18 protein-coding genes and 2 pseudogenes are annotated in these 23523 nt (G+C 44.5%); 15 read left to right on the top strand and 5 right to left on the bottom strand.

Annotated features, from left to right (window positions below; genetic code table 11):
- The first annotated feature begins 5 nt into the window (after positions 1-5).
- The 13 genes and pseudogenes from ppsE to nrnB all read left to right on the top strand — a co-directional run bounded on the left by ppsE (position 6) and on the right by nrnB (position 15576).
- Positions 6-3845: a plipastatin non-ribosomal peptide synthetase PpsE gene (gene ppsE / locus NYE56_RS09375; protein ID WP_341284391.1), complete on the top strand. Its 3840-nt coding sequence runs from the start codon at positions 6-8 to the stop codon at positions 3843-3845.
- Positions 3846-3952: 107 nt separating this feature from the next.
- Positions 3953-4345 (top strand): DUF1360 domain-containing protein, encoded by a 393-nt coding sequence (locus NYE56_RS09370; RefSeq protein ID WP_014479963.1) that lies wholly within the window; start codon positions 3953-3955, stop codon positions 4343-4345.
- A 135-nt stretch (positions 4346-4480) separates the two neighbouring features.
- On the top strand, positions 4481-6013 hold the full coding sequence (locus NYE56_RS09365) for a glycoside hydrolase family 10 protein (protein ID WP_341283766.1): 1533 nt from the start codon (positions 4481-4483) through the stop codon (positions 6011-6013).
- 83 nt (positions 6014-6096) lie between these two features.
- A complete protein-coding gene (locus NYE56_RS09360; RefSeq protein WP_124073266.1) occupies positions 6097-6249 on the top strand; it encodes a hypothetical protein in 153 nt (50 codons plus the stop codon).
- Positions 6239-6440: pseudogene (locus NYE56_RS09355) on the top strand (hypothetical protein). Before NYE56_RS09360 ends, NYE56_RS09355 begins: the two are co-directional and overlap by 11 nt.
- A 90-nt stretch (positions 6441-6530) precedes the next feature.
- Complete coding sequence (locus tag NYE56_RS09350; protein WP_021479787.1) at positions 6531-7673, top strand: acyl-CoA dehydrogenase; 1143 nt, start codon at positions 6531-6533, stop codon at positions 7671-7673.
- Between the two features lie 43 nt (positions 7674-7716).
- Entirely contained in the window at positions 7717-9366 is a 1650-nt protein-coding gene (locus NYE56_RS09345; RefSeq protein WP_341283765.1) for an AMP-binding protein, read from the top strand.
- 9 nt (positions 9367-9375) lie between these two features.
- Complete coding sequence (locus tag NYE56_RS09340) at positions 9376-10710, top strand: acetyl-CoA carboxylase biotin carboxylase subunit (protein WP_341283764.1); 1335 nt, start codon at positions 9376-9378, stop codon at positions 10708-10710.
- A 14-nt stretch (positions 10711-10724) separates the two neighbouring features.
- The gene (locus NYE56_RS09335; RefSeq protein ID WP_014476962.1) at positions 10725-10946 is read left to right on the top strand and encodes an acetyl-CoA carboxylase biotin carboxyl carrier protein subunit; all 222 of its coding nucleotides are present in this window, start codon (positions 10725-10727) and stop codon (positions 10944-10946) included.
- A 14-nt stretch (positions 10947-10960) separates the two neighbouring features.
- Complete coding sequence (ldeG, locus tag NYE56_RS09330) at positions 10961-11860, top strand: hydroxymethylglutaryl-CoA lyase (protein WP_038827842.1); 900 nt, start codon at positions 10961-10963, stop codon at positions 11858-11860.
- Positions 11861-11880: 20 nt separating this feature from the next.
- Positions 11881-12663 carry an enoyl-CoA hydratase gene (locus NYE56_RS09325; RefSeq protein WP_123374442.1) on the top strand — a complete coding sequence of 261 codons (783 nt, stop codon included), beginning with the start codon at positions 11881-11883 and terminating at the stop codon, positions 12661-12663.
- A gap of 10 nt (positions 12664-12673) precedes the next feature.
- Positions 12674-14209, top strand: a complete 1536-nt coding sequence (locus NYE56_RS09320) for an acyl-CoA carboxylase subunit beta (RefSeq protein WP_341283763.1) — start codon at positions 12674-12676, stop codon at positions 14207-14209.
- 167 nt (positions 14210-14376) lie between these two features.
- On the top strand, positions 14377-15576 hold the full coding sequence (gene nrnB / locus NYE56_RS09315; RefSeq protein WP_341283762.1) for an oligoribonuclease NrnB: 1200 nt from the start codon (positions 14377-14379) through the stop codon (positions 15574-15576).
- Positions 15577-15624: 48 nt separating this feature from the next.
- Here the strand turns inward: nrnB and NYE56_RS09310 are convergent, their stop codons facing one another.
- The 3 genes from NYE56_RS09310 to NYE56_RS09300 all read right to left on the bottom strand — a co-directional run bounded on the left by NYE56_RS09310 (position 15625) and on the right by NYE56_RS09300 (position 17640).
- On the bottom strand, positions 15625-16221 hold the full coding sequence (locus NYE56_RS09310) for a DedA family protein (RefSeq protein WP_003231529.1): 597 nt from the start codon (positions 16219-16221) through the stop codon (positions 15625-15627).
- Positions 16222-16293: 72 nt separating this feature from the next.
- On the bottom strand, positions 16294-17187 hold the full coding sequence (galU, locus tag NYE56_RS09305; protein WP_014479952.1) for a UTP--glucose-1-phosphate uridylyltransferase GalU: 894 nt from the start codon (positions 17185-17187) through the stop codon (positions 16294-16296).
- Between the two features lie 6 nt (positions 17188-17193).
- Positions 17194-17640: a GtrA family protein gene (locus NYE56_RS09300; protein WP_003231531.1), complete on the bottom strand. Its 447-nt coding sequence runs from the start codon at positions 17638-17640 to the stop codon at positions 17194-17196.
- 586 nt (positions 17641-18226) lie between these two features.
- Here NYE56_RS09300 and xynD point away from each other — a divergent pair.
- Together xynD and xynC are read left to right on the top strand one after the other, a co-directional pair.
- The gene (gene xynD / locus NYE56_RS09295) at positions 18227-19768 is read left to right on the top strand and encodes an alpha-L-arabinofuranosidase (RefSeq protein ID WP_341283761.1); all 1542 of its coding nucleotides are present in this window, start codon (positions 18227-18229) and stop codon (positions 19766-19768) included.
- 129 nt (positions 19769-19897) lie between these two features.
- A pseudogene (gene xynC / locus NYE56_RS09290) lies at positions 19898-21167 on the top strand (glucuronoarabinoxylan endo-1,4-beta-xylanase XynC).
- Positions 21168-21437: 270 nt separating this feature from the next.
- Here the strand turns inward: xynC and NYE56_RS09285 are convergent.
- Positions 21438-21701: a YnfE family protein gene (locus tag NYE56_RS09285; protein ID WP_003231535.1), complete on the bottom strand. Its 264-nt coding sequence runs from the start codon at positions 21699-21701 to the stop codon at positions 21438-21440.
- Between the two features lie 66 nt (positions 21702-21767).
- The gene (gene eglS / locus NYE56_RS09280) at positions 21768-23267 is read right to left on the bottom strand and encodes an endo-1,4-beta-glucanase EglS (RefSeq protein ID WP_341283760.1); all 1500 of its coding nucleotides are present in this window, start codon (positions 23265-23267) and stop codon (positions 21768-21770) included.
- Between the last annotated feature and the right edge of the window lie 256 nt (positions 23268-23523).

The raw sequence follows: 23523 nt of genomic DNA, 5'->3' as shown, positions 1-23523 counted from the left end.
AAACCGTGAAGAAAGGTGCAGACACTATGGATAACATTAAAAAAATCAAGAACATTTATCCTCTGAGTCACATGCAGGAGGGGATGCTGTTTCATTCCTTCCTCCGTAAAGAGGAGGGGGCGTATGTTGAGCAGTCGCTCTTCACCATTAAAGGAAGCCTCAGTTATGACTGGTTCCAGCACAGCATACAAGCCATTATCGACCGCCATGATATTTTCAGAACCGTTTTTTTGCCGCACGTCCCGCATTTGTCGGGACCTCGGCAAGTCGTGATGACAGAACGTGAATTCCATTTGTACAGCGAAGACATTTCTCATCTGCCAACAAACGACCAGAATGAGTATATTGAACGCTTTAAGGAGAAGGACAAGCAAAAAGGCTTTGATCTGCAAAAAGACATGCTGATGCGGATTTCTCTATTCAAGACAGCTAAAGATGAGCATGTCTGTATCTGGAGTCACCATCATATTTTAATGGACGGATGGTGCCTAGGTATTGTTATGCAGGAATTTATGCAAATTTATCAATCGATTCATGCAGGAAAACCGCTTTCATTAGACCCTGTCCGTCCGTACAGCACCTATATTTCTTGGCTGAAAAACCGAGACAAAGAAAAAGCAGCGGCGTACTGGGATACCTATTTAAAAAACTACAGCACTCCATCACCTCTGCCTCGTGTGTCAGATAAAGAAACAAAAGAAGGTTATCACCGTGAAGATTTCATATTTTCATTAAATAAACCACTGACAGACAAGCTGATAGAGACAGCCAAACAACACGGCGTCACGCTCGCTACCCTAATTCAGGCGGTCTGGGGTGTGATGCTGCAGCAATATAACCGCACAGACGACGTTGTGTTTGGCGCAGTTGTATCAGGAAGACCGTCAGAAATCCCGGGCGTGGAGCAAATGATAGGGTTGTTTATCAATACCATACCAATTCGAATTAAAACACATCAAGACGAAACGTTTCAAGAACTGCTCATACGATGCCAGAAAGAAATGTTGGAAGCTGAGCCGTTTACCTGCCAGCCTTTATTTGATATTCAGGCAAACACCGCATTAAAACAGGAACTGATTGATCACATTATCGTCTTTGAAAACTATCCGTTACAGCAGAAAATCGCCGATTCCGCTGATCAAACCGATTCACCGCTGCAAATCTCTCAAGTTCAAGTATCCGAGCAATCAGGATATAACTTTAATCTTGTCGTTGCTCCCGGCGAAGAACTGATCATCAAATTCAGCTATAATGCGTTCATTTACGACGCTGCCTGGATCAGCTGTATCAAGAGGCAATTTACGCAAGCGCTTAGCACAGCTGCACAGCACCCTCATACGCCAATTGCTGATTTTTCTTTTCTTGATGCAACAGAAAAAGAGCAGATTGTCACACAGTTCAACAATACAAAAACGGAGTATCCAAAGAATCATACAATTATCGATTTATTTCGCGAACAAGCAGAAAAGACGCCAGACCATACCGCACTTGTGTATGGCAATATGTCTATTTCGTATGAAGAGCTTGATAAACGCTCTAATGCGCTCGCCAGAGAGTTAATTCAAAAGGGATTTCGGAAAAACGAGACAGCCGGAATATTGGCTGCACATTCTCCTGAATTCATGATCAGTGTGCTTGCCGTATTAAAAGCAGGGGGAGCATACCTCCCGCTTGATGCGGAGCTTCCGCCCGAACGAGTCAGCTTTATGCTTGAGGAAACGCAAGCAAAAATGCTGATTGTTCAAAAGGGGCTGGAGAAAAATGCTACGTTCTCAGGAACATGTATGATTGCAGATGCGCAGGCATTGATGGGAGAGAACCATTTTCCTATCAACACCATCTCCAGTCCAGACGATCTTGCATATATCATGTATACCTCAGGATCAACAGGCCGGCCGAAAGGGGTCATGATCACGAATCGCAATGTCGTGTCCCTTGTCAGAAACAGCAATTACACGTCTGCGTCCGGTGATGACCGGTTTATTATGACTGGATCTATCAGCTTTGACGCCGTCACCTTTGAAATGTTCGGGGCACTTTTAAATGGCGCAAGCCTTCATATCATTGATAAATCGACAATACTGACACCTGATCGGTTTGGAGCGTATTTGCTTGAAAATGACATCACAGTGCTATTTTTAACGACAGCTCTTTTTAATCAGCTGGCACAGGTACGAGCTGACATGTTTCGCGGGCTCCATACGTTATATGTCGGAGGAGAAGCACTCTCTCCTGCCCTGATGAATGCTGTCAGACACGCCTGTCCAGATCTCGCGCTTCATAATATTTACGGGCCTACGGAAAACACGACATTTTCAACCTTTTTTGAAATGAAGAGAGACTATGCTGGGCCGATTCCGATTGGAAAACCAATCAGCAATAGCACCGCTTACATCTTAGATACAAAAGGACGTCTTTTGCCAATAGGCGTTCCCGGCGAGCTTTGTGTTGGCGGTGATGGGGTCGCTAAAGGCTATTTGAACAAAGATGACCTGACAAATGCTGTTTTTTCTCCTCATCCTTTCTTGCCTGGAGAAAGAATATACCGTACCGGTGATTTGGCGCGCTGGCTGCCTGATGGAAACTTAGAATACATCAGCAGAATTGACAGGCAAATGAAAATCCGCGGAAAACGAATTGAGCCTGCAGAAATAGAAGCGCGTCTGTTAGAAATGGAAGGCGTTCAAGAAGCAGCAGTGACATTGAGAGAAAAAGATGGAGAGGCGCAGCTGTACACTCATTACGTCGGTGATCACAAAAAAACAGATACGGATTTTCGCGCCGATTTGGCGCGTGTGCTTCCAGACTATATGATCCCGCAGCACTGGGTGCGTGTGGAGCGGATGCCGCTTACCGGAAACGGAAAAATAGACCGCAGCGCGCTGCCTATTCCAGAAAATAAGCCTGCCAAACGACAGAACATCATATTGCCAAGAAACTTGGTTGAAGAAGAATTAGCGAACATTTGGAAGCAAGTCCTCGGTGTTAACACAATCAGTATTGATGATGACTTCTTTGCTATTGGCGGACATTCACTAAAAGCACTGCAAGTCATACATACACTAAAACATCAGCAGAACATTGACATACCGATTGATTTCTTGTTCGAACATCCGACAATTGCTCAGCTTGCCGAAAAACTTTATTCTAAACAGCTGACAGCGGCAGATGAACAGCATGTGATCAAACTGAACCAGTACGGCGCGCAAAATCTTTTCTGCTTCCCGCCGATATCAGGATTTGGCATTTATTTTAAAGACCTTGCTTTATTACTGAATGAGAAGGCAGCCGTATACGGATTTCACTTTATTGAACAAGACACCCGCATTGAACAATATGTTAATTGCATGAGGGACATACAGCCTGAGGGCCCATACGTTTTATTAGGCTACTCTGCAGGCGGAAACCTGGCTTTTGAAGTGGCACAGGCTATGGAGCGCAAAGGATTAGAAGTCAGCGACTTCATTATCGTGGACGCTTATCTAAAAGAACAGCCTTTGCCTATCGATACCGGGAATGACGAATCTGCAGCATATCTGCCTGAAGCAGTCAGAGAAAAGGTGATGAAGAAGAAAAGAAACTATCAGGCATATTGGGCACAATTGCTGAATGAAGGGCACATCAAAGCAAGCATCCATTTCATCGAAGCTGGAATCCACCCCGAAACCAGCGAGAATACAGGCTTAACGAAATGGGAAGGCGCCTGTGGAAACTATAGTGAGTACTCGGGTTTTGGCGCTCATAAAGACATGCTGGAAGGAACATATGCTGAAAAGAATGCTGACATCATCCTTGACATTTTAGAAAAGATCACTTCAAATAAAGCAATCCCGCACAAACAATAGAGCGGATTCGCGGACAGAGGCATTCTCTGTCCGCTTCTTTTTGTATCAAAGAATGGATCGATGACACTAGGGAATGATAACATCATCCTTTTTCTTGGAGGCTTGTCATGGATCATTTATCTTTTCTTACGTTTATCATGCTGATTCTAGCCAGTTACAGGCTGACACATTTGATTGTATTCGACAAAATCACAGAATTTATCCGAAAACCTTTTATGAAAAAGAAAAGGATTGTTGATCAAAACGGGCATGTAGATGAAAAAAGCGTGCCGGCTTCTAACTTTGGATACATGCTCAATTGCTACTGGTGTGCCGGTGTTTGGTGTGCCATCTTGATTGGACTTGGCTATCTTTTTTTGCCTCGTATTGCAATACCGCTGATCTTTATTTTAGCCATTGCCGGAGCACAAGCGATCCTTGAAACGGCTGTCGGTGTCGGCGTAAAACTTATTGACGTGTTAAAAAGTCTGCAAACCATGATTAATGATAAAAAGTCCTAAAAGCGGTTCACAACATGCTTTAGGACTTTTTTCGTTTATTTAGTGAGATAGACATTCTGTTAATCACCCTTTTATAGCCCGGGAATACCGTAATAGCGAATAGTGAAAGTGATGTAATGGGGGAGAAGAAACAGAATGAAGGTTTGCCAAAAGTCGATTGTCCGTTTCCTTGTCAGCTTGATCATCGGAACGTTTGTCATTTCCGTTCCGTTTATGGCCAATGCGCAGTCTGACAGGGAGCTGAGAGCCGTATGGATTGCTTCCGTATTAAATATTGATTGGCCGTCCAAAAAAGGGTTATCTGTGAAAGAGCAAAAACAGGAGTATATCAAACTGCTGGACGATGTGCAGAAAATGGGAATGAATGCCGTTATTGTTCAGATTAAACCGACGGCTGATGCCTTTTATCCGTCAGCTTACGGGCCTTGGTCGGAATACTTAACCGGTGTCCAAGGGAAGGACCCGGGCTATGATCCTCTTGCATTTATGATTGAAGAAACCCATAAACGAAATTTGGAATTTCACGCGTGGTTTAGCCCTTACCGTATTACAATGAATCATACAGATCTTAATAAATTGTCTGAGAGTCACCCGGCAAGAAAACATCCAGATTGGGTTGCCGCCTACGGAAACCAGCTGTATTATCATCCAGGCATTCCAGAAGCGAGAGATTTTATCGTCAAAGGCATTGAAGAAGTCGTAAAACATTATGATATCGATGCTGTTCATATGGATGATTATTTTTACCCTTATAAAATAGCAGGACAGGAATTTCCTGATCAAGCACAGTATGAACAATACGGAAAAGGCGCTTTTTCTTATATCGATGACTGGCGGCGGGACAATGTGAACCAGCTTGTCAAACAAATCAACCAAACAATTAAAGCTGCAAAACCGTATGTCAAATTCGGCATCAGTCCCTTTGGAGTATGGAGAAACGCCGCAGATGACCCGACCGGATCGAATACAAAAGCAGGCGTCAGAAATTATGACGATCTATATGCAGACACAAGACATTGGATCCAAGAAGGCGACATCGATTATATTGCTCCGCAAATTTATTGGAGTATCGGCTTTAACGCAGCGGCTTACGACGTGCTGGCTGATTGGTGGAGCAATGAAGTCAAAAATAGGCCTGTTCACTTATATATTGGCCAGGCAGCATATAAAATCAATAACAATTTTGATCCGCTTTGGTCCGATCCTGAGGAATATGTGCGGCAAATCACTTTGAACCGCCAGCTTGAACTGGTGAAAGGAAGCATGCATTTCAGCCTCAAGGACCTCAACAAAAATCCGCTTGGCATCAAAGACAGGCTCAGCACCGATCTTTACAGCAAGCCGGCACTGGTTCCGCAAATGCCTTGGCTTGACAATACCGCCCCAAAAAAACCGAAGCTTACGAAAGTCACCGAAGACAAAAACGGCAATCTTCTGCAGATTAAAGATCACCCATCAAATCAAAAAACGAAAGAAACAGCCTATTATGCGATATACAGAGCCGAAGGGAAAAAGCAGAGAACATTGCTGGCAACGCAAAGAAAAACACATGAGCAGCAAACCTTCTTAGATAACACGGCAGATCCTAACAAGAAATATACGTATTATGTCACTTCAGCAGACCGGCTTCATAACGAAAGCAAGGCTTCCAAACGAACAACAAAATAAGAAATGAGAAGGACGGCTTTCTAAGTCGTCTTTTTTTAAAAGTGATTTTGGAGACAGGAAACGATGGTAAACCGCTGTAGGCGGTGTTTGGACATTTTCCATTATTGGAATCTGAGAAACTAGTACTAAATAAAATCGAAGAGAAACACGTACAGGACGTGTTTTACGTTTTCATTTCTAGTCTGGTTAGGTGCCACATTATTTTTTGTGCTGTCCGGAGATGCTGTGTTGACTGATCCGGCTGAAGAAGCCTTTTTGACGAACTTTCTTCTCTTGGAAGCGGGCACCGCTCTTGTTTTATGCCTTGTGTTCTTTCTCTATCATCTTCCCGGCTTTATCAAAGGGCCAAGTTATTGCGTTTGAGATATGGATGGTATGCGCCTACTGCATGTATTTGCTCATTCCGCTGAAATTATCAAAAAAATGATTCAGTTTTAATTTTCAGACTTTTCTTGTCAGGGAATGATTATAGAACTCGCCTAATAGGATGTTACAAAGATGTGAAGGAGGAAACGATGTGAATTTTGAGCTGACAAAAGAACAACAAATGGTGCGTGAAATGGTAAAAGATTTTGCGAAAAAAGAAATTGCTCCTCACGCTGAACATGTAGATCAAACAGGCGAGTTCCCGATGCAAACATTTAAAAAAATGGGTGAACTCGGTCTGATGGGTATTCCATTTCCAGAAGAATACGGCGGATCTGGCGGTGATACGATTTCATATGCCTTAGCGGTTGAAGAAGTCGGCAAAGCCTGCGGCAGTACTGGATTAAGCTATGCTGCAGCGGTCTCGCTAGGCGCAAGCCCTCTTTACTACTTCGGAACAGAAGAGCAAAAACAGACGCATTTGACGCCGCTGGCTTCAGGCACAGCACTCGGATCATTCGGCCTGACGGAGCCAAATGCCGGCTCAGATGCAGGAGGCACTCAAACAAAAGCGATTTCAAATGGTGACGAGTATGTAATCAACGGCGAAAAGTGCTGGATCACTAATGCAAGCTACGCACGCACAGTTATTGTAACCGCCGTAACAGGCAAAAACAAAGACGGAAAAAACATCATCTCCGCATTAATCGTGCCAACTGACACACCAGGACTTACGATTACGAGCCCGTACGATAAAATGGGCGTCCGCGGTTCGAATACAGCGGAAATTTTGCTTGAGGATGTAAGAGTGCCTGCGGCCAACTTACTTGGCGATCCAACAAAAGGGTTTAAACAGTTTCTATATACGCTGGACGGAGGGCGAATCTCCATCGCTGCTCTTGCAGTCGGCATTGCCCAAGCGGCCCTTGACGCATCATTGGCATATGCGAAAGAACGAAAGCAGTTTGGACAGCCGATTTCTTCCTTTCAAGCGATTCAATTTAAGCTTGCTGACATGGCGATGGAAATTGATCTGGCACGGCAAATGGTGTTAAAAGCCGCCTGGCTGAAAGACCATAACCACCCGTTCACCAAAGAAGCGGCGTACGCCAAGCTATTCGCATCTGAAATGGCGACAAGAGCTTGCAATCAAGCCATTCAAATCCATGGAGGTTCAGGCTATATGAAAGAGTATGGGGTGGAACGGATGCTGCGGGACGCAAAATTAATGGAAATCGGTGAAGGCACATCTGAAATTCAGCGTCTCGTGATCGCCAGACAGCTTTTAAAATAAAAATGTAAACGCTTTCCTATCATTAAGAAAGGAGGAACAATGAATGGCTGAACTCATCCATTCCACAATCGGCAGGCTGCTGGAACAAACAGCTGATGCGTATCCTGATCGAGACGCTGTTGTGTATCCAGACCGAAATATCCGCTATACGTATGCTCAATTTGACAGTCTGTGCCGTCAAACCGCTAAAGGTCTTATGCGGATGGGGATTGGAAAAGGAGACCACGTCGCCATATGGGCTTCTAATATCCCTGAATGGCTTGCCGTCCAGTTCGCAACTGCGAAGATCGGAGCCGTGCTCGTAACCGTCAATACCAATTATCAAGCACACGAACTGGACTACTTGTTAAAGCAATCGGATGCCGCCGCGCTTATTATCATGGATTCATACAGGGGCACTTCTTATCCAGACATCGTGAACAGTTTAATTCCAGAACTGCAAGAAGCAAAGCCCGGCCAACTGAAATCTGAACGTTATCCCTTTTTAAAAACGCTGATCTATATTGGCAATAAACGGTTGCCTGGCATGTATCATTGGGACGATACAACGATATTGGCGAAAACAGTGACAGATGCTGAGCTGGAAGAAAGAATGAACAGCCTGGATAAAGACGATGTGATTAATATGCAATACACATCAGGAACGACAGGGTTTCCGAAAGGCGTGATGCTGACCCATTTTAATGTCATCAATAACGCTGCCAATATCGCTGAATGTATGGTTTTAACCTCTCAAGACCGCATGTGCATCCCGGTTCCGTTTTTTCACTGCTTTGGATGCGTGCTTGGGGTTTTGGCATGTGTATCCGTCGGGGCAGCCATGATACCCGTGCAAGAATTTGATCCCGTTACCGTCCTTAAAACGGTAGAAAAAGAGAAATGCACAGCGCTCCATGGTGTGCCTACCATGTTTATCGCCGAGCTGCATCATCCGGATTTTGATGCATATGATCTATCGACGCTCCGAACAGGAATCATGGCCGGCTCTCCCTGCCCAAGTGAAGTGATGAAAGCTGTGATTGAAAGGATGGGCATGAAAGACATTACGATCGCCTATGGACAAACCGAAGCCTCGCCAGTCATTACGCAAACGAGAGCAAATGATTCCTTCATAAGAAGAGTCGAAACAACCGGCCGTGCCCTGCCACATACTGAAGTGAAAATTGTAGAACCCGGGACATGTCAAGAAATTCAAAGAGGCATGCAGGGAGAGCTGTGCACCCGTGGCTATCACGTCATGAAAGGCTATTATAAAGACAAAGAAGCGACCAGAAAAGCAATCAATCATGACGGATGGCTGTTTACCGGAGATCTTGCTGTCATGGATGAAGACGGGTACTGCCGCATCACCGGAAGATTAAAAGATATGCTCATCAGAGGCGGCGAGAACATTTATCCGCGGGAAATTGAAGAATTTTTATACCGGCATCCCGCTGTTTTAGATGTACAGGTCGTTGGTGTGCCTGACGCCAAATTCGGGGAGGAAGCTGCAGCCTGGATTAAACTGAAAGACGGTAAAAGCGTTTCACCTGATGGGCTTAAAGACTATTGCAAAGGGAAAATCGCCCGCCACAAAATTCCGCGTTATGTTATTTTTACGGATGACTATCCGATGACGGCCTCAGGCAAAATTCAAAAATATAAACTGCGAGAAAAAACGATTGAAATGTTCAACCTATCATCAAGTCAATGAGGTGAAATCATGTTTACAAAAGTACTGATCGCCAACCGCGGAGAAATTGCAATGAGAATTATCCGAACATGCAGCCGTCTCGGCATTAAAACGGTCGCGGTTTATTCAGAAGCAGACAAGGACACGCTCCATACAAAAGCCGCTACAGAGGCTTATTTGATCGGGGAATCGAGAGTCAGTGAAAGTTATTTAAATATAGAGAGAATCATAAAGACGGCGAAAAAAGCAAATGCCGACGCGATCCACCCTGGATATGGATTGTTATCAGAAAACAGCCGATTCGCTGAACGCTGCAAGCAAGAAAACATCGTGTTTATCGGACCTTCCCCTGATATCATCGCAAAGATGGGCAGCAAAATTGAAGCGCGAAAAGCAATGGAGGCTGCAGGTGTTCCTGTGGTGCCGGGCGTTTCTGAATCCCTCGGAGATATAGAGGCAGCCTGCCGCACCGCAGGTCAAATCGGCTATCCTGTCATGCTGAAAGCTTCAGCGGGCGGAGGGGGCATCGGAATGCAGCGTGTTGAAAATGAAGAAGCATTAAAAAAAGCGTACGAGGGGAACAAAAAGCGCGCATCAGATTTTTTCGGTGACGGGTCGATGTATATAGAAAAAGTTATTGAACATGCGCGTCACATCGAGGTTCAGCTTTTGGCCGATCAACACGGCCATACAGTACATCTGTTTGAACGTGATTGCTCTGTTCAGAGGCGCCACCAAAAAGTCATTGAAGAAGCACCGTCTCCATTTGTAGACGATGAACTAAGAATGAAGATCGGGCAAACAGCGGTAAAAGCAGCGAAGGCAATTGGCTATACGAACGCAGGCACCATCGAATTTATAGTTGACCAGAAGCAAAATTTTTATTTCCTCGAAATGAATACGAGACTGCAAGTTGAACACCCCGTGACTGAAGAAATAACAGGCCTGGACTTAGTTGAGCAGCAGCTGCGGATTGCTGCGGGCCATACACTCACATTCTCCCAAAAAGACATCCAACGGAACGGGCATGCGATAGAGGTTCGAATATACGCGGAAGATCCCAAGACCTTCTTCCCGTCACCGGGTACGATCACTGCGTTTTCACTTCCTGACCAAAAAGGAGTCAGACACGAATGTGCGGTAGCAAAAGACATCACCGTTACCCCTTTTTATGACCCGATGATCGCTAAGATGATTGTCAAAGGCCAAACCAGAACAGAAGCAATTGAAAAACTGGAGACAGCGCTCCGCGACTATCGTGTAGAGGGAATCAAAACAAATCTTCCGCTTCTCATACAGGCTGCGGCAACAAAGGCATTTAAAGAAGGGGATGTCACGACTGACTTTTTGAAACAACACCTATAAAGGAGGCAGTTGTCATGACGGTTAGCATACAAATGGCAGGAAACCTGTGGAAAGTCCACGTCAAAGCCGGCGACCAAATCGAAAAGGGCCAGGAGGTAGCCATTTTGGAATCGATGAAAATGGAAATCCCGATCGTTGCAGATAGAAGCGGAATCGTAAAAGAAGTCAAAAAAAATGAAGGCGACTTTGTAAATGAAGGAGACGTACTGCTCGAACTGAGCGATTCCACTCAATAATTTGGAGGAAGACCATGTCATATCCTAAAAAAGTGACAATCAAAGAAGTCGGCCCGCGTGACGGCTTACAAAACGAGCCCGTATGGATCGCAACAGAGGATAAAATAACCTGGATCAACCAGCTTTCCCGGACAGGGCTTTCGTATATTGAAATCACATCCTTCGTTCACCCGAAATGGATTCCGGCGCTTCGAGATGCTATCGACGTAGCAAAAGGCATCGACCGTTTAAAAGGGGTAACGTACGCGGCACTTGTCCCGAATCAAAGAGGACTGGAGAATGCGCTTGAAGGAGGCATTAACGAGGCTTGCGTTTTTATGTCCGCCAGCGAGACGCACAACAGAAAAAACATCAATAAATCCACTTCTGAATCCCTTCATATACTCAAACAAGTAAACAACGACGCACAAAAAGCAAACCTCACAACAAGAGCCTACCTCTCGACTGTTTTCGGCTGTCCGTACGAAAAAGATGTCCCCATTGAACAAGTCATTCGCCTTTCAGAAGCTCTATTTGAATTTGGGATTTCTGAATTGTCGCTTGGAGATACGATTGGAGCGGCTAATCCCGCCCAAGTGGAAACTGTACTTGAAGCTCTTTTGGCACGATTCCCGGCTAATCAAATTGCCCTGCATTTTCATGATACGAGAGGAACCGCTCTTGCCAACATGGTCACAGCACTCCAAATGGGCATCACGGTGTTCGACGGCTCGGCAGGCGGGCTTGGTGGATGCCCATATGCGCCAGGTTCATCAGGAAACGCCGCAACTGAGGATATCGTGTACATGCTTGAACAGATGGATATCAAAACAAATGTAAAGCTAGAAAAACTGCTATCTGCGGCCAAATGGATAGAAGAAAAAATGGGCAAACCGCTGCCGAGCAGAAATTTACAGGTGTTTAAATCATCTTGATAAAAGGGAGGACGCATACAATGGGAGAATCTATTCTTTTTACTGTTAAAAATGAACATATTGCGTTGATCACCTTAAACAGGCCTCAGGCAGCAAATGCTCTTTCAGCGGAAATGCTTAGAAACCTGCAAATGATTCTTCAGGAAATTGAATTCAATTCAAACATCCGCTGCGTCATCCTCACAGGCACCGGTGAAAAAGCGTTTTGTGCAGGAGCAGACCTGAAGGAACGGATAAAACTGAAAGAAGATCAGGTTCTGGAAAGTGTATCTCTCATTCAAAGAACGGCGGCTTTACTTGATGCCTTGCCGCAGCCGGTCATAGCTGCGATAAATGGAAGCGCATTAGGCGGCGGACTAGAATTGGCATTGGCATGCGACCTTCGAATCGCAACTGAAGCAGCTGTGCTGGGACTTCCGGAAACAGGGTTAGCTATTATCCCGGGCGCTGGAGGGACCCAAAGGCTGCCCCGGCTGATTGGCAGAGGAAAAGCAAAAGAATTCATTTATACAGGCAGACGCGTGACCGCACACGAAGCAAAAGAAATAGGCCTTGTAGAGCATGTCACGGCTCCTTGTGACCTTATGCCAAAAGCAGAGGAACTGGCCGCAGCCATTTCTGCCAACGGGCCGATCGCTGTCCGTCAGGCTAAATTTGCAATCAATAAAGGATTGGAGACAGATCTCGCTACAGGCCTTGCGATTGAACAAAAAGCGTATGAACAAACCATCCCGACAAAAGACAGGAGAGAAGGGCTTCAGGCCTTTCAAGAAAAAAGACGGGCCGTATACAAGGGAATATAAAAGGGAGGCAATGCTCATGGATTATGAAAAGGAACGAACAGAACGGGTTGAACGGATTCGAAAAGGCGGAGCGGAAAAGTATCATCAAAGCAATCGGGAAAAAGGCAAGCTCTTTGTCAGAGAGCGGCTTTCCCTTCTCTTTGACGATGACATTGAGCTAGAAGACGCTTTTTTTGCGGAATGTATGTCAGACGGGCTTCCCGCTGACGGAGTTGTAACCGCTATCGGCAAAATCGGCGGCCAAACCGTTTGCGTCATGGCGAATGATTCAACAGTGAAAGCGGGGTCATGGGGAGCAAAAACAGTTGAAAAAATCATCAGAATTCAAGAAACCGCCGAAAAATTAAACTGTCCGCTCATTTATTTAGTCGATTCGGCAGGCGCCCGAATTACCGACCAAATCAATGTCTTTCCAGGGAGACGCGGTGCAGGAAGAATTTTTTACAATCAAGTCAAATTATCAGGACGCATTCCGCAAATCTGTCTGCTTTTCGGACCATCTGCAGCAGGTGGCGCTTATATTCCGGCCTTCTGTGATATCGTCGTTATGGTAGACGGTAACGCCTCCATGTATTTAGGCTCGCCAAGGATGGCGGAAATGGTTATTGGCGAAAAAGTATCTCTTGAAGAAATGGGTGGCGCCCGTATGCATTGCTCAATCTCCGGCTGCGGAGATATTCTTGCAGAAACTGAAGAAGAAGCCATACAGCTGGCGCGGGCTTATTTGTCTTACTTTCCGGCAAATTTTAAAGAAAAAGCGCCCATTCATGAGAAACGCCCGCCAAAACACTTCGACACTCCGCTTGTCGACGTCATTCCGCAAAATCAAAACGCACCTTTTGATATGCATGAGCTGATTGAGCGGGTCATAGATGAAGACTCATTTTTTGAGATCAAAGCCTTATTTGCACCGGAATTATTGACGGGCCTCGCACGAATAAACGGACAGCCTGTCGGCATTGTTGCAAACCAGCCGAAGGTAAAAGGAGGCGTCTTATTCCACGATTCAGCAGACAAAGCGGCTAAGTTTATTACCTTATGTGACGCTTTTCATATCCCATTGCTGTTCTTAGCGGATATCCCCGGTTTTATGATTGGCACAAAAGTAGAACAGGCTGGGATTATCAGACACGGAGCAAAAATGATTTCTGCGATGTCGGAGGCAACTGTTCCAAAACTCTCTGTCATTGTCCGAAAAGCTTACGGGGCGGGGTTGTATGCAATGGCAGGGCCGGCATTTGAACCGGATTGCTGTCTAGCGCTCCCAACCGCCCAAATCGCCGTCATGGGCCCTGAGGCAGCTGTAAACGCTGTCTACGCTAAAAAAATCGCCGAGCTGCCAGAAGAAGAGAGAGCCGCATTTATCAGCAGCAAACGGGAGGAATACAAAGAGGACATCAATATCTACCGTCTGGCTTCAGAAATGATCATTGATGCTGTTATCCCAGCCAATTCACTGCGTGATGAGCTGGCCAAACGGCTCAAGGCATACATGACAAAGGAAATGACATTTACCAATCGAAAGCATCCGGTTTATCCGGTGTAAAAGCAAGAACTTAGGAGCGTAAAAAGCGCTCCTTTATATATTTACAATAACAACATTATGTCAACTAATTACCTTTGCATAAAACGCTTGGTTTTTTAGAATAGTAAATAAAGGCTGCCGCACCTCTAGCGGCAATTTTCAGTTTATCATAAAAAGGGGCCTACATTATGTATCATTTATATTCACATAACGACTTGGACGGAGTAGGGTGCGGAATCGTAGCAAAATTGGCATTCGGAAAAGACGTAGAGGTCCGGTATAACTCTGTCAACGGCTTAAACGCACAGGTGCAGTACTTTTTAGAAAAAGCGAAGGAGAGCAACAGACAGGACGCGTTATTCATCACCGATCTCGCCGTCAATGAAGAAAACGAAGAGAGATTGAATGAGTATGTTCATGCAGGGGGCAAAGTGAAGCTCATTGACCATCATAAAACAGCCCTTCATTTGAATGAGCATGAATGGGGATTTGTCCAGGTGGAATACGATGATGGAAGGCTTACATCCGCGACATCGCTTTTATATGGCTATCTCGTTGAAAATGGTTTCATGAAACCGACAAATGCCTTAGATCAATTCACAGAGCTCGTCCGCCAATACGATACATGGGAGTGGGAGCGGCACGATCAAAAACAGGCAAAGCGGCTTAATGATCTTTTCTTTTTGCTGTCAATCGATGAATTTGAAGCAAAAATGATCCAGCGCCTTTCCGCGCATGACGAATTTTTCTTCGATGATTTTGAAGAAAAACTGCTTGATTTAGAAGACGAAAAAATCGAGCGCTACCTCCGCAGAAAGAAAAGGGAAATGGTACAAACCTTTGTTCACGAACACTGTGTAGGCATCGTTCACGCTGAATCGTACCATTCAGAACTGGGAAACAGGCTAGGGAAAGATAACCCGCACCTCGATTACATTGCGATTTTGAGCATGGGGTCAAAACGAGTCAGTCTCCGCACCATTCATGATTACATCGATGTGTCAGAAATCGCCGGCCGATATGGCGGCGGAGGGCATGCAAAAGCGTCCGGCTGTTCAATAACCGATGAAGTATACGAGTTGTTTGTAGCTGAAGCTTTCCGTATTGATCCTGTACGGCCGGATGCCTTCCGTAACATCTATAATCTAAAGGGATCTGCGAATGGATCATTATATGAAAATCGCGCACAAATGAGATTTTTTCTTTTCCCTTTAGACAACGAATGGAATATTCAAATTAACGGAGAAACCCAAGACGAAACATTCGCAGCGTTTGAAGAGGCAGAATGGTTTATTAAGAGAAATTATGCCGCATCGCTCGTGCGGGATGAAGTGTTTGTCGCATTTTTAGCGGAGAATCTGAAGCTGGCAAATCAACATCGGAAGTAAAAAAATATGCATAGGGGAGCGTCAGTCACCCCTATGCATATCCGCTAGCTATCGTTTAAATATGGCTGTACGTTTCTTAATCACAAAATAAAGGGCTATCACGACAACAGCCAATATCATAATCGGTGTTGTATAAGTGCCTGCTATATTCTCAACATCATCCCACTGGCTTCCTAGCTGTATGCCTAAATAAACAAACAGAATAGACCATGGAATGATAGCAAGCACAGTCAGTACCACAAATTTGAGAAAAGGCATTCTGGCAATACCTGCCGGAATGGATATGGCATGTCTGACAACCGGTATAAAACGAGCCGAGAAGACAACTCCGGCGCCGTATTTCTGAAACCAGTTTTCCGACATGTCGATATGATGCTTTTTAATCAATAAATACTTCCCGTATTTGTCCAGAAATGGCCTGCCGCCATAGCGGCCGATCCAGTAAATAAAGATCTGGGCAATGGTGCCCCCGATAACACCCGCAATAATTGCGCCAATAAATCCAATCGTGCCTTCCGATACCATATAGCCGCCATAAGCTAATACAATCTCACTCGGAATGATTTCGATCATTAACCCAATCGCAATACCCGCATATCCCATGTTCGTCAGCCATGTTAAAATTTCGCTTATCAAACTGCCCACATTCTTCACAACCTGTCCTAATCTTTTTCACTATTATATGACTGATTGACGAGCAAGATGGTTACAATTTTTTTACCGCAGCATTTCTTTCGTTTCCCGTTTGATCACATCTTCTAAATAGGCCAAAAGCTGAGATCTCATTTCGGAACGCATTAAGCCGATTTCGGTGCTCGCTTTAAAACAGCCTAGCTTATCGCCAATGTCATATCGATTTCCTTCCAGCAGCCGGGCGTGGATCGGCTCCTTACGGCAAACCTCACGAAGCGCATCTGTCAGCTGAATTTCGTTGCCCGCGCCTCTGCCAATTGTCTTCAAAACGGAGAAGATCGAAGAATTCAGCACATAACGTCCCATTACTGCGATTTCCGAAGGTGCTTCTTCAGGAGAAGGCTTTTCCACTAAATCGTTCACTTCGTATACATGCCCTTGAGACCCTGATGTATTTATAATACCATATTTGCTGACATCCTCAGGGAGAACTGACTGTACACCGACAACCTCTGTGCCATAAACGTCATATACATCCATTAATTGCCGAAGAGCCGGTGTTTCAGACACCATAATATCATCACCTAAGAGAACGGCAAAAGGCTCATCTCCGATAAAATGCTCCGCACACAGCACCGCATGGCCTAATCCGAGCGGTTCTTTCTGGCGGATGTAATGAATGTTGGCCAAATCGGCAATCTGCTGCATTTCCTTAAGTGTCTCCGTCTTGCCTTTTTCCCGGAGATTGAATTCCAATTCCGCCGACCGATCAAAATGATCTTCAATCGAGCGTTTGTTTCTCCCTGTAATAATCAGTATATCTTCAATTCCTGACTCTGCGGCCTCTTCTACAATATATTGGATTGCTGGTTTGTCGACGATTGGGAGCATTTCTTTAGGCTGCGCCTTTGTCGCCGGCAGAAATCTCGTTCCTAAACCCGCTGCGGGTATAACCGCTTTTCTCACTTTTTTTCTCATTCATCTTCACTCCTGATCCTGTATGTTTTTCAGCGAATCTCCAAATACCCAGATTCGGTTTCCGATAAAATTCATCATCATTCCGCCGATAGTGGCGGCGAGCTTACTCACCAAAAGCGAGCAGCCGCAATTTTGAAACAAATAAAGCAGCAAAAAGGTGATCCCTGACGCGGCAATATTAATCATGAGAAAACGCACGATCTCTTTCCCGTCAGCCTTACGTTTCACACAAAACGTCCAATTCCGGTTCCACACATAGCTGTTGACGATACCTGCAGTATAGGAGCAGATCTGCGCCGGCAGATAAGAGACATGACAAGCGGTAAGAAGAAAGAAGACACCAAAATCTATCAGCGTATTGCCGACGCCTACGGTGCAAAAACGGCCTAAGGTCTTTATTTTTTCTTTCAGCGTAACGAACCTCCCTTCATAAAAGATGCGAGTGGCAGTCATATTTGTTGATATGGATTACTATAGCGGACAGTGTTGAATAAACAATTAATAAAATATGAACAAAACATGAAAAAGCGGGTATACCGCTCAATAGTTCTTATACTCTTTAAAAAAACAGCCGCATTGAACGGCTGTTTTTTGTGTCTGAAAACATACAAATATAAACGGAGTGAGCCCCATCTTATCAATGAATAAATGTATCCAGTTCCTTTGTAGAATCGAACACTAACTCCTCCAAAAGTTTCTATACACAATTTTTTTAATGATGTAGGATGTTATATAAAGGAATATCTTGGATAATGATGTAATCTCCGTTCAATGTGATTAGTGGGAGGCCATGAACAATCATTTTCTGGACAATGGTCGCTAGGAATGGGGAAATTTTTTTGAACAATTTTGAAGGAGTGGTGCGATCTCCTCGAAGAAAGGAGAGAATGGAGACACATGAAGATGAGCTTTCAGAACAAGAACTGGGAACATTGCTAAACAGCTTCCGGCTACCTTATGCGTGCGATCTTCATGACCTGTTGTCATCAAATTCCAAAAGAAAATCCCCCATTTTAAGGAAAAAGGAGGATGTGAAGTGATGAGAAAAAAGTGTAGCGTATGTTTATGGATTCTTGTTTTACTTTTGAGCTGCTTAGCTGGAAAGTCTGCGTATGCTGCCACCAGTAGTACAATTGCAAAACATATAGGAAATTCAAACCCGCTTATCGACCATCATTTGGGAGCGGATCCGGTTGCGCTGACCTATAACGGAAGAGTCTACATCTATATGTCAAGTGATGACTATGAATATAATAGCAACGGAACAATTAAAGATAATTCATTTGCCAATTTGAATAGAGTATTCGTCATATCTTCAGCGGATATGGTGAACTGGACAGACCACGGAGCCATTCCGGTAGCAGGTGCCAATGGAGCTAATGGAGGCCGTGGGATAGCAAAATGGGCAGGGTCGTCATGGGCACCGTCAATCGCAGTTAAAAAAATCAATGGCAAGGATAAATTCTTCCTTTATTTCGCAAACAGCGGCGGAGGTATCGGGGTTCTCACCGCAGACAGCCCGATTGGTCCATGGACCGACCCAATCGGAAAACCGCTCGTAACGCCAAGTACGCCAGGAATGTCTGGTGTTGTATGGCTTTTTGATCCGGCAGTATTTGTAGATGATGACGGCACCGGTTACCTGTATGCCGGGGGAGGCGTTCCTGGCGGTTCAAATCCAACGCAGGGACAATGGGCCAATCCTAAAACGGCTAGAGTCATAAAATTAGGGCCTGATATGACGAGTGTTGAGGGAAGTGCATCTACAATTGATGCGCCTTTCATGTTTGAAGATTCGGGACTGCACAAGTATAACGGAACATACTACTATTCCTATTGCATCAATTTCGGCGGCACGCACCCGGCCGATAAACCCCCAGGTGAGATCGGCTACATGACCAGTTCAAGTCCCATGGGCCCCTTTACATATAGAGGGCACTTCCTGAAAAATCCGGGTGCATTTTTCGGAGGCGGCGGAAACAACCATCATGCTGTTTTCAATTTTAAAAACGAGTGGTATGTGGTGTACCACGCGCAAACTGTCAGTTCCGCTCTGTTCGGGGCCGGCAAAGGATACCGTTCTCCCCATATTAATAAGCTGGTGCATAACCCAGATGGATCCATCCAAGAGGTAGCAGCAAATTATGCAGGTGTAACACAGCTTTCCAATTTGAATCCTTATAACCGGGTAGAAGCTGAAACGTTTGCTTGGAATGGACGCATTTTGACAGAGAAGTCCACAGCACCCGGCGGGCCAGTAAATAATCAGCATGTAACAAGCATTCAAAATGGAGACTGGATTGCTGTAGGAAATGCAGACTTCGGAGCGGGCGGTGCCAGGACATTTAAAGCAAATGTAGCATCCACTTTAGGCGGGAAAATAGAAGTGCGCCTCGATAGTGCTGATGGTAAGCTTGTTGGAACTCTGAATGTACCTTCCACAGGTGGAGCGCAAACGTGGAGAGAAATAGAAACTGCAGTAAGCGGGGCAACCGGTGTGCACAAAGTATTCTTTGTATTTACCGGAACAGGTACAGGAAACTTATTTAATTTTGATTACTGGCAGTTTACGCAAAGATAGTACTCGTAATGGGCCGCTTAAAAACGAGGCGGGTGAAGTACGAGCCAGCACCGGGACAGCCCGCCATTATGGATATGCCATGCAGATTTTTTAATACCGTAAAAGACACATGACGAAGGAGAGAAATAAATGATTCCACGCATAAAAAAAAACAATTTGTGTACTATTAGTATGTTTCACTATGTTGTCAGTCATGTTAGGGCCAGGCGCTACTGAAGTTTTGGCAGCAAGTGATGTAACAGTTAATGTATCTGCAGAGAAACAAGTGATTCGCGGTTTTGGAGGGATGAATCATCCGGCTTGGGCTGGGGATCTTACAGCAGCTCAAAGAGAAACTGCTTTTGGCAATGGACAGAACCAGTTAGGATTTTCAATCTTAAGAATTCATGTAGATGAAAATCGAAATAATTGGTATAAAGAGGTGGAGACTGCAAAGAGTGCGGTCAAACATGGAGCAATCGTTTTTGCTTCTCCTTGGAATCCTCCAAGTGATATGGTTGAGACCTTTAATCGTAATGGTGACACATCGGCTAAACGGCTGAAATACAACAAGTACGCAGCATACGCGCAGCATCTTAACGATTTTGTTACCTTCATGAAGAATAATGGTGTGAATCTTTACGCGATTTCGGTACAAAACGAGCCTGATTACGCTCACGAGTGGACGTGGTGGACGCCGCAAGAAATACTTCGCTTTATGAGAGAAAACGCCGGCTCGATCAATGCCCGCGTCATTGCGCCTGAGTCATTTCAATACTTGAAGAATTTGTCGGACCCGATTTTGAACGATCCGCAGGCTCTTGCCAATATGGATATTCTCGGAACCCACCTGTACGGCACCCAGGTCAGCCAATTCCCTTATCCTCTTTTCAAACAAAAAGGAGCGGGGAAGGACCTTTGGATGACGGAAGTATACTATCCGAACAGTGATAACAACTCGGCGGATCGATGGCCTGAGGCATTGGATGTTTCACAGCATATTCACAATGCGATGGTAGAGGGGGACTTTCAAGCTTATGTATGGTGGTACATCCGAAGATCATATGGACCTATGAAAGAAGATGGTACGATCAGCAAACGCGGCTACAATATGGCTCATTTCTCAAAGTTTGTGCGTCCCGGCTATGTAAGGATTGATGCAACGAAAAACCCTAATGCGAGCGTTTACGTGTCAGCCTATAAAGGTGACAACAAGGTCGTTATTGTTGCCATCAATAAAAGCAACACAGGAGTCAACCAAAACTTTGTTTTGCAGAATGGATCTGCTTCAAACGTATCTAGATGGATCACGAGCAGCAGTAGCAATCTACAACCTGGAACGAATCTCACTGTATCAGGCAATCATTTTTGGGCCCATCTTCCAGCTCAAAGCGTGACAACATTTGTTGTAAATCGTTAAGAGCACAAAGACACACATAAATAATAGAGTGTCTGAATTGGCGATTTTCCGATTGGGAAATCGCTTTTTTAATTTGTTGCTGAATTACAGGAAGGAAGAAGAAAGGATGTACATAAAAACAGCAAAGCTTTAATCTTCATCTTTTATAGTTTACATAATATATATTCTAGGAAGTAAGTGAAATAAATAAATTTCCGTCTCAATATCAAAGTATACTTAAGTTAGTGAGACAGAAATTGAAATTTTGAAATTTTACTGCTGAATGACAAATCAAAAAAATGGTGTTGTCAATCCATAATAAACTGCTTCTAAATCCTCCAGCGTCATATCGCCATATGCGCATTTGATAACAGAATCAGCAAACACATCATAGTCATAATCTGTAGAAAATCCTTGCTGCAGCTGTTTTTCGTAAACTTCGATCTGATCTTTTTGATGCTGGATGTCTTTTTCCTTACCTGGATAGTCCGGACCATTTATCATATTACTCATTTTTTTGTACAGCACCATATACTGTTTCAGTATTTCATCCACAACGCAAACCTCCTATTAGATGATAAAAACGGACATCGTTACTGATGTCCGCCAAAAAAAGCTTAACTAATTTGGTTCTGTTCCCCAAATCAGTTTTCCTTGATCATATAATGTGATTTTTTTCGTTGTTTTAAACGTATTTGATTTGAAAAAGGAATAATCGCCGCTTTGTGCATAATTGCTCCAGTCATCATTGTGAAGACGAAGCTGAATATTCCCTGTGCTTGCTCCCGGTGCCAACGTTCCGTTTTTAAATCCAAGTTCCAGATAGGTATCTGCACCTTGCTTTGGTTTATGCAACGTCACAAACTTGTGTGTCACATTGCCGCATCCAATCTGCGCGTAGTCACAGTCAACGTTTTGGCCTTTGTTTTTCGTTTTATACCAGTAACGGGCAGTGACATCTTTTAAATCAACCGTGGTATTGCCGTTATTTTTTATTTGAAGCTGCGGACGGATTTGGTTGCTGTTCATACTCCCATCCCCTGCTCTGTATTGTACAGAAAGACCGTTTTCCTGTGTGGGTTTATCTTTTGCTGGCGTTTCAGGAATGTCCTTCGTCGAATCTTTGGTGCCGAGAATGTTTTCTCTAACGAATGTTCCCGAAGCAGATAAATCTGACAACCGCCAGCCGCCTGTTTTAGATGCCCCCGGCTTTAAAGCTGAGGATGATTCCTGCTTATCAGAAAGATTCCAGTTCACCCAGCTGATGGTCTTGCTGTCGAGATATTTCAGCCATTCCCTCGATTGATCAAGGAATACACCGCCATTGCCAGACGCGTCGCTTGTTCCCCATTCTGTCACAAAAATAGGTGCTCCTTTGCTGAGTGCATAGTTTGCTTTATCCCGTAAAAACTGGCCGTGAGTACCGGCGTAAAAATGAAGTGCGTACATAACGTTTGCATCTTTTAGCTGGTCATCAGCAGCATCATTTACATCCTGGCTCCATGTACCGGTTCCGACAATGATGATGTTGTCTGGATCATTTTTGCGGATAACGGAAATCACTTCTTCCGCATACGGTTTAATATCACGCTTCCAGTTCACATCACCGTTTGGTTCGTTTGCAATTTCATAAATGACGTTTGGCGTGTTTCCGTAAAGGCTTGACATTTCCCTGAAGAATTCTTTTGCCTTCTCTTTATTTTGGTTTGGATTACCGTCATTTAAGATATGCCAGTCAATGATGACATATATCCCAAGCTCTTTTGCCGCTTCAACCGCTTCTTTTACTTTATTTTTCACGGACGGGTTGTCAATATAACCGCCATCTGCCGTATACATCGCTGCACGGAAAACGGTTATACCCCAATCGTCCCTCAGCCATTTTAAGCTGTCTTTATTGACATATTCTCCATACCATTGCAATCCGTGTGAACTGATCCCCTTCAGCTGTACCGCTTTACCGTCTCGGTTAACGAGCTGTGTACCTTTTATGCTAAGCTGGCCATTCTTGGCTACTGGCGTTTTTGTCCCTGCTGCTGATGCCGGCGAAGCCATTATGCCGCTCATTGTCAATAACGTAATCAATAAACACGTAATAAAAATAGAGATTGACCGTTTCATATCTGATCTTTTCCTCCTTCGCATCATTTTGGCTCTTCACTTCTTATGAGCACGAACTCATTGTAAAAATCTTTCTCATGATTGTCTATCAACCTAATTTCTTGTTTTTGGGAGGTTTAAAAGCCTGTCAATTTGCTCTATCTCCATTGAATAAGACACACATGACACATATACAACAAAGAAAACTGGACTGAATTGGGACTTTACACGTCATTTTTCCTTCGAGTCGAAAAATTAAATTTATTTCCAATAATGA

It is taken from the genome of Bacillus sp. FSL R5-0603, assembly GCF_038050295.1.
GTDB classification, from domain to species: domain Bacteria; phylum Bacillota; class Bacilli; order Bacillales; family Bacillaceae; genus Bacillus; species Bacillus subtilis.
This window is presented reverse-complemented; position numbering and strand designations above follow the sequence as displayed.

Excerpts from the sequence above, each read along its gene's own strand:
- NYE56_RS09370 (WP_014479963.1), top strand. The coding sequence starts at position 3,953 with ATGGATCATTTATCTTTTCTTACGTTTATCATGCTGATTCTAGCCAGT.
- NYE56_RS09365 (WP_341283766.1), top strand. The coding sequence starts at position 4,481 with ATGAAGGTTTGCCAAAAGTCGATTGTCCGTTTCCTTGTCAGCTTGATC.
- NYE56_RS09345 (WP_341283765.1), top strand. The coding sequence starts at position 7,717 with ATGGCTGAACTCATCCATTCCACAATCGGCAGGCTGCTGGAACAAACA.
- NYE56_RS09340 (WP_341283764.1), top strand. The coding sequence starts at position 9,376 with ATGTTTACAAAAGTACTGATCGCCAACCGCGGAGAAATTGCAATGAGA.
- NYE56_RS09335 (WP_014476962.1), top strand. The coding sequence starts at position 10,725 with ATGACGGTTAGCATACAAATGGCAGGAAACCTGTGGAAAGTCCACGTC.
- ldeG (WP_038827842.1), top strand. The coding sequence starts at position 10,961 with ATGTCATATCCTAAAAAAGTGACAATCAAAGAAGTCGGCCCGCGTGAC.
- NYE56_RS09325 (WP_123374442.1), top strand. The coding sequence starts at position 11,881 with ATGGGAGAATCTATTCTTTTTACTGTTAAAAATGAACATATTGCGTTG.
- NYE56_RS09320 (WP_341283763.1), top strand. The coding sequence starts at position 12,674 with ATGCTCATGGATTATGAAAAGGAACGAACAGAACGGGTTGAACGGATT.
- nrnB (WP_341283762.1), top strand. The coding sequence starts at position 14,377 with ATGTATCATTTATATTCACATAACGACTTGGACGGAGTAGGGTGCGGA.
- galU (WP_014479952.1), bottom strand. The coding sequence starts at position 17,187 with ATGAGAAAAAAAGTGAGAAAAGCGGTTATACCCGCAGCGGGTTTAGGA.
- NYE56_RS09300 (WP_003231531.1), bottom strand. The coding sequence starts at position 17,640 with ATGACTGCCACTCGCATCTTTTATGAAGGGAGGTTCGTTACGCTGAAA.
- xynD (WP_341283761.1), top strand. The coding sequence starts at position 18,227 with ATGAGAAAAAAGTGTAGCGTATGTTTATGGATTCTTGTTTTACTTTTG.
- eglS (WP_341283760.1), bottom strand. The coding sequence starts at position 23,267 with ATGAAACGGTCAATCTCTATTTTTATTACGTGTTTATTGATTACGTTA.